This is a genomic window from uncultured Imperialibacter sp., from assembly GCF_963974565.1.
Classification (GTDB): Bacteria; Bacteroidota; Bacteroidia; order Cytophagales; family Cyclobacteriaceae; genus Imperialibacter; species Imperialibacter roseus.
In genome coordinates this window covers 138,897-157,759 of sequence record NZ_CAXBCJ010000015.1, presented here as the reverse complement: position 1 = coordinate 157,759, position 18,863 = coordinate 138,897, and the positions used below count along the sequence as shown (strand labels likewise).

Below are 18,863 nucleotides of genomic sequence, written 5' to 3'. Positions count from 1 at the left end.
ATGCAATGGTATAAGGTATTTTCCAGCGAACAGGCCATGCAAAACAGTCTGACGATGAACAAGCCGGTAAAACTGACTGCTGGCGGGAAAACGCTTTGCCTTGTGATGACGCCGAAAGGAGTTTTTGCTTTTCACGACGCTTGTCCACATATGAGGTTTCCACTGCACCAGGGTAGGGTCAATCCCTTTGGTGAAATAGTTTGTGCATTACACAGCTATCGTTTCAACATGGAAACTGGCGAGGAGGCGGAGCAAAGAGGCAGCGACCTGGACTGTTGCCCGTTGGAGTGGAGGGAGGATGGGCTGTATGTGGGGGTAGCGTGATCCTTTCTGAGAAAGTGCTCTTATGAATCTCTTTTACTCGTATAATTGTGAACTGTTGCCACTCACTTTTTAAACCATGACTAACGTACTGCTGCTGGAAGACGATTTTACGATGGCCAATGAGCTCAAGCGACTTTTTGCCAGCCATGGCATGACTTGCGACGTGGTATATGACGGCGTGGTTTTTTTTAAACAGCTGCAAGCCAGTAGCTATCAGTTGTACGTGCTCGATATTAATGTGCCTTCCATGAGTGGGATAGAGGTTTGCAAAAAAATAAGAGAGACAGACAGTGCTACTCCCATCCTCATGCTAACCGCCTACAGTGCTGTGGAGGACAAAGTAGAAGCGCTTGAATATGGAGCGGACGATTACCTGGTAAAGCCATTTCAGATTGAAGAGCTGTTGGCCCGCATCAAGGCATTGCTGCGCAGAAGTGTGTCGCCGCAAAAGACGCCCGACAGTTTGCTGAAGGTCGCTGATTTGGAAATTTCAGTTGACGAGATGAAGGTGTGGCGGGCAAAAAAGGAAATTGTGTTAACGCCAAAAGAGTATCGACTTCTGGAGTTGCTGGCCAATGCCCGGGGTCGAGTTGTTTCAAAGCAAGCCATTGCTGAGCAGGTGTGGGACATCAACTTTGAAACAGGCACCAACACTATTGAGGTGTATATTAACTTTTTGAGGAACAAGGTTGACAAGGGCTTTGACTCGAAACTTATCCATACCAGACCGGGCTTTGGATATTATCTGAAGGAGGAAGAGTAAAATGAACCTGAAGCAGCGATTTTCAATCATTTTTAGCATGCTGTTTTCGGCGCTTCTGGGGGTTGTGCTCCTGATGATATTTTCGTTGTTTTCTCAATTTAGAAAAGAGGATTTTGAGGAGCGTCTTCAAGAAAAGGCCATTACCTCGATCAAGCTTCTTGTAGAAGTAAAAGAAGTAGACTATCAGCTCCTCAAAATCATCGACAGGAACACCATCCACAAGCTGTATAATGAGAAAATCTTGATCTTCAACGACAGTTTAGACCTGATTTATAGCAGTATCGATGATGCTGTCATTAGCTGGGACCTGGACGACTTAAAGTACCTGAGGGACAATAAGACTTTTTTTAAAAGGAGTAACGAGTATGATGTTTATGGCATGTACTACGACTCCAACGAGAAGGATTACTTTGCACTGGTTACTGCCGAAGACAAATACGGGAACAGAAAGCTCGACTACCTGAAGTATCTTTTGTCGGGGGCCTTTTTTGTGGGGGCAACCACTGTTTGGATCTTGTCATTTTACCTCAGTAAGAAAAGCCTGCTCCCTCTGGACATTGTGCGGGAGAGGATTCAGCAGATTACCGACAATAATCTTAATATCAGGCTTCCGGCTTCTAGCAAAAAGGATGAAATTGACATGCTTTCGGGTTCGTTTAACCAGATGCTTGACCGTATAGAGGGCTCTTATAAAAGGCAGAGAGAATTTGCTTCCAACGCATCACATGAGCTTCGAACCCCCATTACCCGAATTGTTACCCAACTTGAAAACGTGGTGCATGAGAAGAGCCTTTCGCCGGAGGCAAGGCAGACCTTGCGAAGTATTTCTGGCGACACTTACCAGCTATCTGATGTTGTCACTTCTCTCCTTATTTTATCAAGAATAGATGAAAAGAAGGGGCTGGGCTCCTTTCAGAAGGTGAGACTTGACGAGTCGGTCTTTGCTTGCTCGCAAAAACTTTCCAGGATTTACCCCGACTACAAGCTTCACTTTGAAATAGAGAACAATACCAGTCAGGAGATAAGTTTGGAAATAGAGGGGGACGAAATTCTGTTGGGCATCGCCATTACCAACCTTTTGAAAAATGCCTACCTGTACTCTGACAATCAGCAGGTGCTTTGCACATTGCGCACCAATACCGATACAATCGAACTAGTGCTTGTTAACAGTGGAGAAACACCCTCTGAGAGTGAGCTTACCCGGCTTTTTCAGGCGTTCAAGCGAGGATCCAATACCGCCAATAAGCCGGGAAGCGGGCTTGGCCTGGGCATAGTGCAACGAATTTTTCAATACCACGGGGCATCCATCACCTATAGGATTCCCGAGGCTCGTAAAAACGAAGTGGTGGCCACTTTTAAAATTTAAGGTTTATTTAAGGCAGTCTTTAAGCTTCCTATAAGCTCGGCGCCGTCTATTTGCTACCAGGTTATTTAAGACGGTAAGCAAAGTATGCGTTATCATATCACAGGCTTTTTGTTTTTGGTCACAGTTTTTAGGGCATTTGGGCAGGGAGGCTACACACTAGCCGAGGCTGAGTCGAAGTTTTTGAACGACAACCTCCTTCTGCTAGCCGAACAATACAATGTGGAGGCAGCGGGAGCATGGGCGATCCAGGCAAAACTTTGGGACAACCCCTACTTTTCGGCGGAATTGAATGCCTTGAACCCGCAGGAAAACCGGGTGCTGGATGTAGGGAAGGCGGGACAGAAGGGTTTTGCAATTGAGCAACTTATTCACCTTGGTGGACAGAAGAAGAATGAGGTGAACCTGGCGAGGTCCAATGTGAAGCTGGCTGAGCTTCAGTTCAATGATCTTCTTCGGAACTTGAAGTACCAATTGCGATTTAGCTACTTCTCCATTTATTACGATATGGTGTCGGTGGCGGCGCTCGACAACCAAATAAGCAATGTCGACTCGCTTCTGGCGGCGTACGAGGTGCAGGTGAACAAAGGAAACATTGCCCTCAAAGACATGGTGAGGCTCCGGTCGCTTTATCTCGGACTTAAGAATGACCGCACCATGCTGGCTTACGATATCATAGAACAGCAATCGATACTTAGGTTGCTTTTGGATTCCGGGACAGACGTTGTCCCCAATCCCACAACTGCCGAGCTACAGATATATGAACAGCGCCCCGCTCTTGGGGTAGACGTGCTGGCAGAGGCTGCTTCGGCCAACCGCCCCGACTTCTTGTACGCTTCTCAGCACGTTGAGTCGAATCAATGGAACGTGAAGTGGCAGAAGTCCTTGGCCATTCCTGACCTTACTCTCGGAGCGTCTTACGATCAACGGGGAGGCGCCTTTCAAAATCAGGTAAATCTTACGCTGGGCCTTCCTTTGCCGCTTTGGAACCGAAATCAGGGGCATATCAAACTAGCCGAGGCAGAGTTAGCGCAATCGCAAAAGTTATATGAGTTGCAGTCGTCAAAGTTGCAAAACGAGATCATCACAGCTTTGCAAAAGTACGACGAAGCCTCAGCCAATTATCAGTACATCAGCTCCCCGAACTCCGACTTCAACAATTTCGACAGAGTGTATGCCGGGGTGCTGGCCAACTTCCAGAAAAGGAATATTTCGCTGATAGAATTTACCGATTTTATGGAAAGCTATCAGCAAAGTATTATCCAGTCCAACAACATTAGAAAAGACTTCGCAGGTGCCTGCGAGCGTATTAATTACACGACTTCTACGCCAGTTTTCTGAATAAATAAACAATGAGAAAGCTATTACCTATCGTTCTCCTGGCAGTGCTGGCAACCCTTTTGGGATGCCGTCAACAGGATGCGGACACAAGTGAAAAAGAACAAACATTTGTGCTCAGCGATGCCATGCTTAAGTCCACAACTACGGCCAAAGCCGTTCTGGAGCCGCTTCGGAATGAGCTGAGGTTCTATGGTAAGATTACCACCGACAACAATAAATTGATCGAAGTATTTCCGGTGGTGGGAGGTAACGTGGTAAAAGTGTATGTGGAGCTTGGTGACTATGTGAACAAGGGTCAGTTGCTCGCCACTATCAGAAGTACCGAGGTGGCTGGCTTCGAGAAAGAACTGCAGGACGCAAAGAACGATGTGCTGGTGGCGTTGAATAATGTGAAAGTAGCGCAGGAGCTTTATGAGGGAAAGCTCGTGGCCGAAAGAGACGTGATTGAAGCCAAAAGCCAGCAAGAAAAGGCGCAATCGCAGCTCAACCGAATTGAGGAGACCTACCGGATTTACAATATGAAGTCGGGCTCAATCTATGAGGTAGTGTCGCCTATTAGTGGCTTTGTGATTGAGAAAAATATCAATCAGGACATGCAACTCAGGAGCGACCGAACCGACAACATTTTTGACATTGCCCAGATAGATGATGTGTGGGCCATTGCCAACGTGAACGAAAGCGACATCAATGAGGTGAAGCTTGGAGTAGATGCATTTGTAACCACCCTGAGCTACAAGGACAAAGTATTTCATGGCAAGGTGGACAAGATATTCAACATCATTGACCCCGCCACAAAAGCAATGAAAGTTCGGATCAAACTAGCCAATAATGATTATATGCTGAAACCGGAAATGAGAGCCTCGATTCGTATCAGCTATGCTGAAGACGTGCAAATGCTGGCTGTTCCTTCCAACGCCGTAATCTTTGACAAGAGTAAAAACTTTGTGGTCGTTTTCAACGATCGTTTTGACCTGGAAGTGAGACAAGTTGAGACTTTCAGGCAGCTGGGTGACATCACCTATATCGCCGCCGGATTGAAAGAAGGAGACAGGGTAGTTACCCACAATCAGCTACTCATTTACGACGCCCTAACTGACTAAGGTTCATGAATAAGTTCATTAGAAGCATTATTGCCTTTTCGCTCAAGAACCGGGCCTTCACTTTCTTTTGGGTCGGTATACTCGTGATCGCTGGCTTTATCAGTTTCAAAAATATGCCCATTGAGGCATTTCCGGACGTTACCAATACCCAAATCATCATCGTAACCGAGTGGAACGGACGAAGTGCAGAAGAAATTGAGCGATTCGTTACTACGCCGATAGAAATAGCCATGAACTCTGTCCAGAAGAAGACAAGTGTTCGCAGCATTACCATGTTTGGTCTTTCCGTCATAAAAATCATCTTCGACGATGATGTGGAAGATTTCTTTGCCCGGCAGCAGGTCAATAATCAGCTGAGAAACGTGTCGTTGCCTGAGGGGGTGGAGCCCGATGTGCAACCACCCTACGGCCCGACTGGCGAGGTTTTCCGGTATACGTTGAAAAGTAAAAACAGAGACACCAGGGAGTTGCTTACTATTCAAAACTGGGTGATCGACAGACAACTGCGCTCTATCCCGGGCGTTGCCGACCTTGTTGCATTTGGTGGTCAGGAGAAAGTTTATGAGATAAGTATTGACCCCAACAGGTTGGCACAATTCGACGTCACACCCCTTGAGGTGTATGAAGCCGTGGCAAAGAGTAACCTCAACGTTGGCGGGGATGTGATAGAAAAGAATGGTCAGGCCTATGTTGTCCGGGGTATTGGGCTGCTTCAAAGCCCGGAGGACATTGAGAATATTATCGTTGATGACGCAAACGGTAACCCGGTGCTTGTGAAGAACCTGGCTGAGGTAATAGAAAGCTCAATGCCACGGGTGGGCCAGGTAGGTTTGAATGACAACGACGATGTAGTTGAAGGCATAGTTGTGATGAGGAAGGGTGAGAACCCTAAGGAGGTACTGGAGAGAGTGAAAGCCAAAATAGAAGAGCTCAATACCCGGGTGCTGCCGTCAGATGTGAAAATGGAAACCTTCTACGACAGGGACAACCTGATGACCTACACCACCAATACCGTTATGCACAATCTTTTTGAAGGGATTGTGTTTGTAACTGTTATTGTATTTCTTTTCATGGCCGATTGGCGCACCACGCTGATCGTTTCTATCATCATTCCTCTATCGCTGCTCTTTGCTTTCCTCTGTCTTCGCATGAAGGGCATGAGTGCTAACCTGCTTTCGCTGGGAGCTGTCGACTTTGGGATTATTATTGACGGCGCTGTGGTGATGGTGGAAGGCCTCTTCGTATCGCTCGACCACATGGCCCGGCACAGAGGAATGGCCAACTTTAACAAGCTGGCAAAGGCTGGAATGATCAAGAAAACGGGTACAGAACTTGGCAAGGCCATATTCTTTTCCAAGCTGATTATCATTACCGCCCTGTTGCCAATTTTTGCCTTTCAGAAGGTGGAAGGTAAGATGTTTTCCCCCCTCGCCTACACACTGGGTTTTGCCCTGATTGGCGCCCTGATTTTCACGCTTACATTGGTTCCCGTTCTCTCTCACCTGCTGCTCAACAAGAACGTAAAGGAGACCTACAATCCATTTGTTAACATCTGGAATCGACTGGTTGAGAAGGGGTTTTTGTGGACATTCAGGAACAAGAAAATATCATTGATTACAGCACTTATTTTGCTGGCGGCTACGCTCTTTTCATCAAAGTTTTTGGGTACCGAGTTTTTACCGCAGTTGAATGAGGGGGCACTTTGGGTGGAGGCCAAGCTGCCGATGAGCTCCAGCCTGAACGAAACTGTGAAGACTGTAGCCACGCTTAGAAAAGAGCTTCAGAGTTTTGAGGAGGTAAATGGTGTCCTTTCCCAAACCGGAAGAAGCAACGACGGTACTGACCCAAGTGGGTTTTATTATGTGCAGATGCAAGTGAACCTGAAGCCAAAGGAGGAGTGGAAGCGAAAGATCTCACTGGACGAATTGGTAGAGGAAATGGATGAAAAGCTGAGAGCCTATCAGGGCATCGTTTACAACTACTCTCAGCCAATTATTGACAACGTTGCGGAGTCGGTGGCTGGCATCAACGCATCCAATGCAATTAAGGTTTACGGCGATGACCTCGACGACCTTGACGAAATAGCTGGCCGGGTAATTGAACAAATAAAGGACGTGCCGGGCATCAAGGACGTGGGCATATTGAGGAACCTTGGGCAACCGGAAATCAGTGTAGTTCTTGACAGGGAGAGGATGGCTGCTTATGGAGTGACTATCGCCGATGCACAAGCAGTACTGGAAATGGCTTTTGGTGGCAAAACAGTGACTCAGAAATATGAGGGAGAAAAGAAATTTGATGTGCGCATCAGGTATGATAAGGATTACAGGAAAGACGAGAGGGACATTGCTAACCTCAAGGTACCCAGCATTCACGGGGCCAAAATCGCACTGAAGGAAATTTGCTCCATTGAAACCATTTCAGGCCCAGCCTTTATTTATCGGGACAATACTAAACGCTTTATTGGCGTGAAGTTTTCGGTGCGTGAGAGAGACCTCGGCAGTACTATTGAGGAGGCACAGAAAAAAGTGTCAGCGAACATCGAATTGCCTATTGGGTATAGTATTGGCTGGACGGGAGAATTTGAAAACCAGGTAAGGGCCACAAAAAGGCTGGGAGAGGTAGTGCCCATCAGCATCATCGGTATTTTTGTGCTTTTGTTTATCATGTTTGGCAATGTAAAGGATTCGCTCCTTGTGCTAGCCAACGTGCCTTTTGCTCTCATAGGAGGTATTTTGGCTCTTCACATGACGGGCATCAATTTCGGAATTTCTGCTGGTGTCGGCTTTATTGCCCTATTTGGCATTTGTATCCAAAATGGGGTAATTCTTATCTCCGAATTTCACAAAAACATTAAGGCAAAACAGTCGCTCAATGAGTCGATCATAGAGGGTGTGAAAGTCAGAACGAGGCCAGTGGTAATGACCGCCCTTATGGCGTCAATAGGCCTGATCCCGGCTGCAACGTCAACCGGTATTGGCTCCGAATCGCAAAAACCACTGGCTGTGGTGATTATTGGCGGCCTGATTACAGCGACCGTTCTAACACTGCTCGTGTTCCCAATTATTTTCTGGGTATTCAACAAAACCAAACACGAACAGATCAGGTAGTGACGGAATTATTTGGCGAACGATTTACCGAACGGCAGGTCTTCCAGGTCAACATTGCCACCGGTGAGAATGATGCCAATTTTTTGCCCCTTGAATTCCTCTTTTCTTTTCAACAAAGCGGCAAAGGGTACGGCACATGAAGGTTCGATGATGATTTTCATACGCTCCCAGATGATGCGCATGGCGTCGACAATTTCAGTTTCTGAAACTGTGACAATTTCCTTAACGTGATTTCTGATGATCTCGAAGGTGAGCGGGCTCAGGCTTGTTCGCAGGCCATCGGCAATTGTCACGGGCGGCTTGGCAGGCATCAGCTTGCCTTTCTTCACCGACTGATAGGCATCGTCTGCTAACTCAGGCTCGGCCCCAATAACCGCAGTTTTCGGCGAGAGGTAATGGCAAGCCAGGGCGGTGCCACTTAGCAAGCCACCGCCACCTACAGGGGCCATTACTACATTCAAATCCACGACCTCTTCCATCAGCTCTTTGGCAGCAGTCGCCTGGCCGGCGATGATAGCCGGGTCGTCGTAAGGAGGGATAAATGTCGCTCCCGTTTCAGCTATTACTTTCTTTAGTGTGTCCTCTCTTGACTTCAGTGTAGGCTCACAAAAAATGACTTCGGCACCGTAGCCGATTGCAGCGTTTTTCTTCACTTCGGCCGAATTACTGGGCATCACAATGTAGGCCTTTACACCAGCCATTTTAGATGCCAGGGCAACAGCCTGTGCGTGATTGCCCGACGAGTGTGTTGCGAACCCCTTTGTCCGGTTTTCAGGCACGATGGAGAAGATGGCATTTACGGCTCCCCTCATTTTGAAAGCCCCGACCTTTTGGAAGTTTTCGCATTTAAAATAAACACTGGCGCCAACCATTTCATCAATGCTATGCGAGGTGAGTACAGGTGTTTGCAGGATGTGACGAGCGATTCGGGTGTGCGCCCGTTTGATATCGCTCATAGAGGGAATGGTCAATTCCATTTTTTATGGTATTTCTAGGTTGTTAGTTCATTGTAAAAGGTGATCGATATCCAGCATTCAACTAACCGGTTACGGACGACCTCGCAAGGTTTTAATGTGCCTCCAGCCAGTTATTGCCTACACCGGTGCCGACCTCCAAAGGTACTTCAAGGGAAATGGCATTTTCCATAAAATGCACCACTTTTTCTTTGACTACATCCAGCTCACTTTCATGCACATCGAAAACCAATTCATCATGCACTTGCATGATCATTTTAGTCTTCATTTTTTCCTTGATAAGCCAGTCATGTATGCGTATCATGGCGATTTTTATAATATCGGCGGCACTCCCCTGGATAGGCGCATTGATGGCGTTTCGCTCGGCGAACCCACGGATGGTAATGTTTCGGGAGTTGATATCTCTCAGGTAGCGACGTCTCCCCAGTATGGTTGTTACGTATTCCTGTTCACGTGCCACGTTCACAATATGATCCATGTAGCGTTTTACTGCCGGAAACTCAGTGAAATACGCATCAATAATTTCTTTTGACTCGGTACGGGAAATACTTAGGTTTTCCGCCAGACCAAAAGCCGAAATTCCGTAGATGATACCAAAGTTAGCCGACTTGGCAATGCGCCTCATGTCGGAGTCCACTTCTTCCAATGGCTTTTTGAAGATTTTGGCGGCTGTGGTTGAGTGAATATCCCGGCCGTTTTTAAAGGCCTCAATCATACTTTCGTCTTTGGCGAAAGCGGCAATAATGCGCAGCTCGATCTGAGAATAATCTGCAGAGAAAATTTTGTAGCCTTCTTCCCGTGGTATGAAGGCCTTTCTGATTTCTCGTCCCTTTTCGGTTCTTATCGGGATGTTCTGCAGGTTTGGATTGTTTGAGCTCAGTCGCCCTGTGGCAGCTACCGCCTGACGGTAGTCGGTGTGTACCCGCCCATCTATTTTGCTAATCATCAGCGGTAAGGCATCCACATAGGTCGACTTCAGCTTTTGATACTCCCGGAATTCCAGAATCTTGTTGGCGATGGGGTGTTCGTTCGCCAGCTTTGAAAGGATATCTTCGCCGGTTGCATATTGGCCAGTCTTTGTCTTTTTAGGGCTGTCGATCAGTTTGAGTTTGTCAAAAAGTATCTCACCCAGCTGCTTGGGAGAAGCAATGTTGAATGTTTCGCCAGCAATTTCGTAGATTTCTTTTTCCACTATTTTACTAGCCTTCTCCAGCTCTCCCGACATTTGACTCAGCGCATCCGTATCAATTTTAACGCCTTCGTATTCCATGTATGACAGCACTTTTACTAACGGACCTTCTACTTCGTCCAGCAGTTTTTTCATGCCGTATTTTTCTACCTCAGGCTCAAGTTTTTCCTTTAATTGCAAGGTGATGTCGGCATCTTCAGCGGCATATTCCTTGATGGCCGCCAAATTGGCATCCCTCATAGTGCCCTGCTTCACGCCTTTTTTGCCGATAAGGGTCTCGATAGAAATAGGGCTGTAGTTCAGGTAGTTTTCAGCGAGCACATCCATGTTGTGACGGGTGTCGGGATCGACCAGGTAGTGAGCCAGCATGGTGTCGAACAGCGGCCCTGCCACTTCAACGCCATACTTCTTCAGCACCGTCATATCGTATTTGATGTTCTGCCCAATCTTGGTAATGGTTTCGCTTTCAAATACCTCCCTGAACTCTTCGGCTATTTTTTTAGCATCCTCAAACTTTTCCGGCACAGGGATATAGTAGGCCTCGCCGACTACATAGGCAAAGGAGATGCCCACTAGCTCGGCCTCAAATGAGTCAATATTGGTGGTTTCCGTGTCGAAGCAGACCTCTTTTTGCAGAAGCAGATATTTGAGGAGACTTTTCCTTAGCTCCGGCGTGTCGATCAGGTGGTAGTCGTGCACTTCCGTGAAAGCCGTTTTCTTTTCAGCAGGCTCCTCGTCTTCGAAACTCTCGTTGCTGATTACCGGAGCCGGGGCACCGAAAAGATCCATTTGCGACCCGATTTCCTGCTTTTTAGGCTCGCCGAAAATACGTTTGGCAAGGGTTCGGAATTCCAGCTCATTGAATATCCCCTTCAGCTTTTCCTCATCCGGCCCTTTAAAACGCAACAGCTCCTCATCAAACTCGATAGGCACTTCACAGTGGATGGTAGCCAATTCTTTGCTCAAAACACCTTGTTGAGCAAACTGAATTACATTTTCCTGAAGCTTGCCTTTAAGTTTATCAGTATTGGCGATGAGGTTTTCTACGGTGCCAAATTCTTTTAAAAGCTTGGAGGCTGTTTTGGCGCCCACACCTGGTATGCCGGGTATATTGTCAACGGAGTCGCCCTGTAAGCCGAGCAAATCACGCACCTGGTCCACATGGTCGATGTCGAATTTGGCCAGCACTTCAGGGATACCCAGAATTTCCACAGAATTGCCCAGGAAAGCTGGCTTGTATAGGTAAACATGTTCCTGCACAAGTTGGGCGTAATCTTTGTCGGGGGTCATCATGAAGACTTCAAATCCCATGTGGCCAGCTTTTGTGGCAAAAGTGCCTACAATGTCATCGGCTTCATAACCATCCAGCTCAAGCACGGGGATTTGGTAGGCTTCCGCCATTCGCTTTACCCATGGAATGGCTATAGATATGTCTTCTGGCTGAGCTTCCCGGTGAGCTTTGTATGGCTCGTACTGCACATGCCTGAAAGTTGGGGCAGCAGTATCGAAGCAGACGGCAATATGAGTAGGCTTTTCCTTAGTTAAGATTTCGAGCAGCGAATTAGTGAAGCCAAGAATTGCTCCTGTGCTCATGCCTTTTGAGTTTATTCTTGGGTTTTTGCTAAAGGCAAAATGGGCCCTGTAGATGAGGGCCATTGCGTCAAGCAGAAAAAGTTTTTTCTCGGGTTTGCTCATAATGGTAAAGGTAGAAAAAATGGAGTTTCCATTCGAGAAAGTATGCAGCTTAGCTCCGCCTAAAATTTTTTTTAAGACAGCACCAACCTTTTATTTCCAATTGTGTCATTGATGGTGTTATGAGAAAACGAAGATATTTTTTGATTTTATTGGGACTGGTTGTAGGGATGGTTTGCTTTTTAACCTCGTTTGAGTCTAAACCGTCAGCTGGGCGTAATGCTTCTGTTGTTAGCTATTACCTCCGCTGAGACTGATCCTCGTTTTTTGATCACCATCAATCTTTGTGGTTCGCCTTTGTGGCGAACTGCAAAGAACTGGAGGTGCATGTGATTTCTCCCACAAATGTTAAAAATTGCTAAAAAGGTACTAGTGGCATTGCTTTTGATTGTTATAAGGTTGTACTAAACAATTAGAAGCTATGAAGAAGTTGAAGAATTTAGCGGTGCTTGGATTGTTGATCTTAGTAGTACCGGCTTATAGCCAAACGGCTGATGACAATCAGAAAGTTTCCAAATCAGATAGAAAAGAACTTAAACAGTTAGAGCGGGATCAGGAAATGACTGAGCTCAAAGAAGTAGTGAATGATCGGTCGTTCCTCATAGATGCTGATTTCCTACTTGACAGACAGAGCCGACAATATATGGCCACGGCCAATAATTTTGTTTCCATAGAGGGAGACAGAGTTATTATGCAAACGGCTTCTCCCTACGGCATAGGCTACAACGGCATTGGTGGCGTCACTTTTGTTGGTCGAATACTAGACTATAAGGTCAACGAGAGTAAAAATGGCAACAACTTATTCGTCACCATTCAAACGAGCTCCGTTGGCTATGGTAACGGCACCATATTTATAACTATTCGGGGCAAGGAAAACGCTGTGGCTCGATTTTATGGGCCTTGGGGAAGAAGCCTTGCCTTTTCGGGAGATGTGGAACGCCATGGGGAATCGTTTAAATACAAAGGAATGAGTGTTCCAATGTAGCACTTGGAAAAACACAGAGAGAAAGGCTCGTTGCTTAGCAACGGGCTTTTTATTTTATAATAAATTTAACGCTATTTTAGAGATTGCTTGCGACCGGGTCAGCAGCTGTACTTTGCTTTCCAGATTGCCACATTACTTTTCTTTAGTCAATTGTTGTATTAATTTCTAACCTGAGTAAACATGAAAAAATTTATTACTAGTGCCCAATTGGCGCTCTCCCTTGCCGTTATTCTTTCAATCGGCGGTTGTGGCGATAAAGACGAAGAGCCGTCACCTTCACTGGCGTTTGACGGGAGCTATCACGGGCTTTTTTCTATGCAGGGAGTTCAAATTGGCACCTGGACTATGCTGGTTCACAAGGGACAGGCCAGTGGATCTTTTGATTATATCACCGGAAGTACAGCTTACACAGGCACTGTTTATGAAGGAGGCAAGCTTGAAGTAAACATCACCTACGACGACGGATCTACCACAGAGACGGTCATCACCATTAAAGAAGATGGGGAAGTATCGGGAACCTGGGCAAACTCTGATGTGGAGTTTGGAGAGCTTTCCGGAGCTATAGAGGTGACTAGCTTTGACGGCAGCTACAACGGGATTGCTTTTTCTGACGATATGTATTCCGCTTCCTGGTCACTGACAATCAGCAAGGGAAAGGCAACAGGCGCATACAGTGGAGGAGACGGCAACGGCCTGATATCGGGATACGTTGATGGCGACGGAAAATTATCAATCGGCTCTGCCTTTGCCACAGGCACGGTGCTAACAGCACAGGGGAGTATTGCAGATGGTGATGTAACTGTGGTTTGGTTTGACACCACACAAGAGTCGGGTACAGCCGTTGGTGCTATTGCTACCGGAGCTTTTGACAATGATTACGAAGGAACGGCATTAGGCGGCGGTGTCGTAATTGGCACCTGGACTTTAAATATTGCGAGCGGCAAGGCGATGGGCGTTTATAATGGCAGCGATGATTCGTCGGCGATTAATGGCTTTGCCAACGAGGACGGCGACATTTATCTGGGTATCAACCAGGGTGATGGAGATGTGGTGACTGTCACGGGCACCATCGAAGGTGGGGATATCGCTGGCTCATGGACCGACTCTGACGGACGAAGTGGAACGTTCGTAGGCGGCATCTAATACACGAGGATCGCTGGCTAACCCTAACCAACCAATTCAGCATTTACATTAAATTTATTCTGAAGATCACAAAGTCGACTGCATACCAGCCGACTTTGTTTTATTTTACCCTGGCTGCGCCTTTTGTGTAAGGCTGCTTTTAAAAGTTTTGAATAAGGTGAAAATTGTTCAAAATAATATTGACCCCATGAGACCAATCTACATTGTTGTACTTTTGCTTGCTCTTTCATTTTCCGCAGCCACTGCCCAGTCATCCCTTTCCATTCCGCAGATCATGCAGGGCCAAGATTTCACAGGCTACTGGCCGTCCAGTCCATGGTGGTCAGAAGATGGTAAGACGATCTACTTCGACTGGAATCCTGACAAGAACCCGAGCGATTCACTATATAAGTACGTCGTTGGCTCCAATGGCCCCGTGAAGGTAACTCCGAACGAGAGACGGGCTCTTCCACCCAGACGAGGCACCTACAACGAGGCAATGACCAAAAAGCTGTACGAAAAAGGCGGGGACGTATTTGTGCTGGATCTGAAGAGTGGAGCAGCTACCCAGGTAACGAACACGATAGAGAGAGAATCGGATGCTTATTTTGGTCCGGATGAAAGGACCATCCAATTTACCTCCGATAACAACCTGCTTTCCTGGGACATCTCATCCGGGGTTATCACCCAACTTACCAACTTTAAAGAGGGCTCCGCAAAGAAGCCCAAGAAGCTATCGGAACAAGATGAATGGCTGAAAAATGATCAACTGGGGCTTTCGAAGATTGTGAAGCAGCGCCACGAGGAAGATGAGCTGGAAAAGGAAATCCGAAAGGCAGATCAACCAGGCAGACCAATGGAAATTTACCTTGAGGGCAAAAGTGTGTCGGGTATTCAAATGAGTCCCGATGGCAAAATCATTTCTTATGTTCTCTTTAAATCGGCCGACAATACCCACAATACCATGGTGCCTGAGTTTGTAGCTGAGTCAGGCTACACGGAAGCAATCAATACGAGAACGAAAGTGGGCTCCGATTTGTCCAAAAGGGAAGTTTGGATGTTTACACCTGCCACAGGAAAGGTGATGCAGGTGAAAACCAATGATTTGCCTGGGATCAAAGACAAGCCCGATTTTTACGCCGACTATCCAAAGCTTGATACGATGAAGGCTTTCGAGAGAGAAGTGTTCAGCTTTGGCCCTTTCTGGTCTGATGACGGGTCGAAGGCCATTATGGTGTATCGTTCGGTGGACAACAAAGACCGGTGGATCACTCTGTTGAACCCTGAAGACGGATCGAATACATTACTGGATAGGCAAAGGGATGAGGCCTGGGTAGGCGGCCCCGGCGTTGGTTGGTCAATGTATTCTCCTGGTGACATTGGGTGGCTGCCCGACAACAAAAGGATTTGGTTTCAGTCGGAAGAAACAGGCTTCTCACATTTGTACTTACTGGATGTAGAGAGCAAAAGCAAAAAGGCTTTAACGGCCGGAAAACATGAGGTGTACGATGTAAGCTTGTCCAAAGACAAGAAGTCGTGGTATTTCAGCAGCAATGAGGGAGACTTCGGGCAAAGGCACTTTTACAAATTGCCGTTGGAAGGAGGCAAAGCTTTGAAAATTACATCGCAGGTAGGAAGCAACGACGTCACATTGTCGCCGGATGAAAAGAACCTGGCCATGTTATATTCAACAGCCAACAAACCCTGGGAGCTGTTCCTGATGCCGAACAAACCGGGGGCAACAATGAAGAAGATTACCTCGTCAACTACGCCGGAATTCGAGGCATATAACTGGAGAACTCCCGAGTTTACCACTTTCACAGCCAGGGATGGTACTGAAGTGCCGGCGAGGCTTTATAAACCGGCTAATCCCACTCCCAATGGTGCGGCGGTTGTTTTTGTGCACGGAGCTGGCTACCTGCAAAATGCGCACAAATGGTGGAGCAGCTATTACCGTGAGTACATGTTCCACAACTTCCTGGTAGACAATGGCTATACAGTGCTCGACATCGACTACAGAGCCAGTGCAGGCTACGGCCGTGACTGGCGCACTGCCATCTATCGGTTTATGGGAGGTTGGGACCTGTCCGACAATGTGGATGGGGCTAAGTTTCTGGTAGAGAAGCACAGCGTGGGCAAAGACAAGATCGGCGTTTATGGCGGTTCCTATGGAGGCTTTATTACGCTGATGGCATTATTTACCGAGCCCGATGTTTTTGCGGCTGGTGCCGGCCTGCGGTCTGTTACCGACTGGGCTCACTATAACCACGGCTATACGTCTAATATCCTGAACACACCTGTGCTGGATAGCATTGCCTACCGCAAGTCGTCACCGATTTATTATGCAGAAAACCTGAAAAAGCCATTGCTTATTGCACATGGCATGGTCGACACCAATGTACACTTTCAGGATGTTGTTCGGCTGTCGCAAAGGTTGATTGAGTTAGGCAAAAAGGATTGGGAAATGGCTTTGTATCCGGTGGAAAACCACGGCTTTGTGGAGGCTTCCAGCTGGGCCGACGAGTACCGGAGAATTTTTGAGCTATTTGAGAAAAACCTGAAAAAGTAGTTTTTCAGAAGGGAAAAATAATGGGGATCAGGATGCTTGCTACTATCCAGAACACCAGGGAAAGTGGCCAGCCTACCTTAAAGTAGTCGGTAAATTTGTAGCCGCCCGCACTGTATACCATAGTATTGGTTTGGTAGCCCACCGGAGTCATGAAGCTGGCAGAAGCAGCAAAGGTGACAGCCATTAGGAAAGGTGTGGGGCTCAGGTCAAGCGATTGCGCAGTTACTATGGCAATAGGAGCTAGTAAGGCAGCGGTGGCATTGTTGGACATCATTTCCGTCAATAGTGCGGTGACCAGATAAAGACCCGACACGATGGCAATTGGCCCAAATTCGCCCAACGAATCAATCAGCGAGCTGGCAATGATAGCAGCGAGCCCACTTTTTTGCATCGCCACACCAAGGCTGAGGGCACCAGCCAGCAGAAAAACCACTTTCCATTCAATGGCCTGGTACACCTCCTTCATCGTGATTGATTTAGACACGACAAGTATCGCAGTGCCGGCAATAGCTCCAATCATTATATTAACGAGATTAAAAGCTGCCAGAAACACAATGGTTCCAATAATTGTCAACACAAAAAGGAACCGTTTCTTTTTAAAGTCCATCACACCCTCTTCTGAAAGGATAAGGAAGGGGCTTTCATGGTGAGTCTCCTGCTTTTTAAGCTCAGTCAGGTGGTGGGTTTTTATTTCTGCAAGGATAACGTCTCCAGCCTTTAAAGGCACCTCATGCAAGTGTTCGTGAAGCACCTCTTCACGATGGCGAATGGCCAGGGGCACCGCCCGGTAGCTCCTGCGAAAGTCGATCTCCCTTAGAGTTTTTCCTTCAAAACTAGATTGGGAAGTAATGACCAACTCCACCAGCGTCATACCCTGGTTGTTGAGGGCTTCTTCACCAATACTTACGGCAGATTGCGATTGAATCTTTACCAGATCTTTGAGCCCTTTAATCTTCTCAACATTGCACCGAACTTTCAGTACGTCGCCGGAAAGTAGCACCATATCGCCGGGAGGCAGCCCATATTTTTGTCCATTGCGTCGAACTTCCAGAATATCCATTTCCAGTTCCTTCACAATCGGGCTGTCCATAATGCGCTGGCCTGTGAAGGCGCCATCTTCCTTTAGCTCAATTTCAGTAAGGAAGTCCCGGAAAGAAACACTGCTTTTGAACCCTTCGGCAACCGATCGGTCGGGTAGAAGTTTTATTCCGATGAATGCGATATACAATGTGCCAATCACGAGAAAGATCAGGCCAAGGGGAGACATTTCGAACATACCAAACTCGGGCAGTCCGTTTTTCATTGCCACACCCGACACGACGATATTGGTAGACGTACCTATCAGAGAGCAAACACCCCCAAAGATGGAAGCGAAGGAGATAGGAATGAGCAGCTTGGAGGGACTTATATTGCTGGTATGGGCGATCTGCACGGCAACCGGGATAAATACTGCTACAACTGGTGTATTGTTGACAAACGCCGATGTGAACCCGACAAAGAGCACGAGGCTAATCATTCCAAGAAGGTAATTCGATTTAAACAGGCCGGCAAGCTTCGGCGTCATTAGCTGAAGCGCACCCGTTTTGAGCAGCGCCGCACTGAGAACAAACATGAAAGCCACCGTAATGGTGGCAGGGTTAGCAAAGCCTGCTACTCCCTCCTCAGGGCTGATAATGCCGAGAAGAACAAGAGAACACAATATAAGGAGCGCAACAACGTCGATTGAGAAGAATTCCGTGACGAATAGCAGTACTGCCACTACTATCACACCTAATACCAACCATGCATCTAGCCCCATATTTTCTGAATAAGCGGGCAAATATTATAAAATCTATAAACTATACCAAATTAGTAGACTTTTGAACAAAGAAATAATCACTTCTGAACTGATTCCTTTTCGATGATGGAAGCAAGGGTGTTTTGCTTCAGAATGTGAACAGTCTCATTTCTAACAGCCATAAATACATCCCGGATACCACAAGTTTCCTCGTCTTTACACTCCTCGCAGCGTTCATAATATTTGTAAGTAACGCAGGGAAGTAACGCAATGGGACCATCAAGCAAACGCATAACATCAGCTACGTTCACTTCTTCGGGGGGCTTAATGAGGTAGTATCCGCCGCCCTTGCCTTTTTTGCTAGCCAATATCCCTGCATTTTTCAGGTCAAGAAGAATGGCCTCAAGAAACTTTTGGGGGATGTTTTCCTGCTCGGATATATAACTAATTAGCACCGGCCCCTGCTCGAATTTTTTGGCCAGGTGAACCAGCGCATTGAGTGCATACTTGGTTTTCTTTGAAATCATTAACAGCTACTGAGTTGACAGCGTAGCAAA

13 protein-coding genes are annotated in these 18,863 nt (G+C 47.0%); 9 read left to right on the top strand and 4 right to left on the bottom strand.

Annotated elements, in window-relative coordinates:
- The 6 genes from AAC052_RS19595 to AAC052_RS19570 all read left to right on the top strand — a co-directional run bounded on the left by AAC052_RS19595 (position 1) and on the right by AAC052_RS19570 (position 7,998).
- Complete coding sequence (locus tag AAC052_RS19595; protein ID WP_317488864.1) at positions 1-324, top strand: Rieske 2Fe-2S domain-containing protein; 324 nt, start codon at positions 1-3, stop codon at positions 322-324.
- A 76-nt stretch (positions 325-400) separates the two neighbouring features.
- A complete protein-coding gene (locus AAC052_RS19590) occupies positions 401-1,087 on the top strand; it encodes a response regulator transcription factor (RefSeq protein ID WP_317488863.1) in 687 nt (228 codons plus the stop codon).
- A gap of 37 nt (positions 1,088-1,124) precedes the next feature.
- Entirely contained in the window at positions 1,125-2,453 is a 1,329-nt protein-coding gene (locus AAC052_RS19585) for an ATP-binding protein (protein ID WP_339815149.1), read from the top strand.
- An 84-nt stretch (positions 2,454-2,537) separates the two neighbouring features.
- Entirely contained in the window at positions 2,538-3,791 is a 1,254-nt protein-coding gene (locus tag AAC052_RS19580) for a TolC family protein (RefSeq protein ID WP_339815148.1), read from the top strand.
- Positions 3,792-3,802: 11 nt separating this feature from the next.
- A complete protein-coding gene (locus AAC052_RS19575) occupies positions 3,803-4,891 on the top strand; it encodes an efflux RND transporter periplasmic adaptor subunit (protein ID WP_339815146.1) in 1,089 nt (362 codons plus the stop codon).
- A 5-nt stretch (positions 4,892-4,896) separates the two neighbouring features.
- Positions 4,897-7,998, top strand: a complete 3,102-nt coding sequence (locus AAC052_RS19570; RefSeq protein WP_339815144.1) for a CusA/CzcA family heavy metal efflux RND transporter — start codon at positions 4,897-4,899, stop codon at positions 7,996-7,998.
- An 8-nt stretch (positions 7,999-8,006) separates the two neighbouring features.
- On the opposite strand, the gene AAC052_RS19565 is transcribed toward AAC052_RS19570, so the two are convergent.
- Positions 8,007-8,975 (bottom strand): pyridoxal-phosphate dependent enzyme, encoded by a 969-nt coding sequence (locus AAC052_RS19565; RefSeq protein WP_317488858.1) that lies wholly within the window; start codon positions 8,973-8,975, stop codon positions 8,007-8,009.
- Between the two features lie 91 nt (positions 8,976-9,066).
- Positions 9,067-11,856: a DNA polymerase I gene (gene polA / locus AAC052_RS19560; protein ID WP_339815143.1), complete on the bottom strand. Its 2,790-nt coding sequence runs from the start codon at positions 11,854-11,856 to the stop codon at positions 9,067-9,069.
- Positions 11,857-12,274: 418 nt separating this feature from the next.
- Here polA and AAC052_RS19555 point away from each other — a divergent pair, with 418 nt between their 5' ends.
- The 3 genes from AAC052_RS19555 (at position 12,275) to AAC052_RS19545 (ending at position 16,529) form a co-directional block, all read left to right on the top strand.
- Complete coding sequence (locus AAC052_RS19555) at positions 12,275-12,838, top strand: DUF4251 domain-containing protein (protein WP_339815142.1); 564 nt, start codon at positions 12,275-12,277, stop codon at positions 12,836-12,838.
- 180 nt (positions 12,839-13,018) lie between these two features.
- Positions 13,019-13,981 (top strand): hypothetical protein, encoded by a 963-nt coding sequence (locus tag AAC052_RS19550; protein ID WP_339815141.1) that lies wholly within the window; start codon positions 13,019-13,021, stop codon positions 13,979-13,981.
- Between the two features lie 187 nt (positions 13,982-14,168).
- On the top strand, positions 14,169-16,529 hold the full coding sequence (locus tag AAC052_RS19545) for a prolyl oligopeptidase family serine peptidase (protein ID WP_339815140.1): 2,361 nt from the start codon (positions 14,169-14,171) through the stop codon (positions 16,527-16,529).
- 4 nt (positions 16,530-16,533) lie between these two features.
- Here AAC052_RS19545 and AAC052_RS19540 read toward each other — a convergent pair whose 3' ends face one another.
- The gene (locus AAC052_RS19540) at positions 16,534-18,327 is read right to left on the bottom strand and encodes an SLC13 family permease (protein ID WP_317488853.1); all 1,794 of its coding nucleotides are present in this window, start codon (positions 18,325-18,327) and stop codon (positions 16,534-16,536) included.
- A gap of 77 nt (positions 18,328-18,404) precedes the next feature.
- Positions 18,405-18,833 carry an Rrf2 family transcriptional regulator gene (locus AAC052_RS19535; RefSeq protein WP_317488852.1) on the bottom strand — a complete coding sequence of 143 codons (429 nt, stop codon included), beginning with the start codon at positions 18,831-18,833 and terminating at the stop codon, positions 18,405-18,407.
- Positions 18,834-18,863 lie beyond the last annotated feature (30 nt).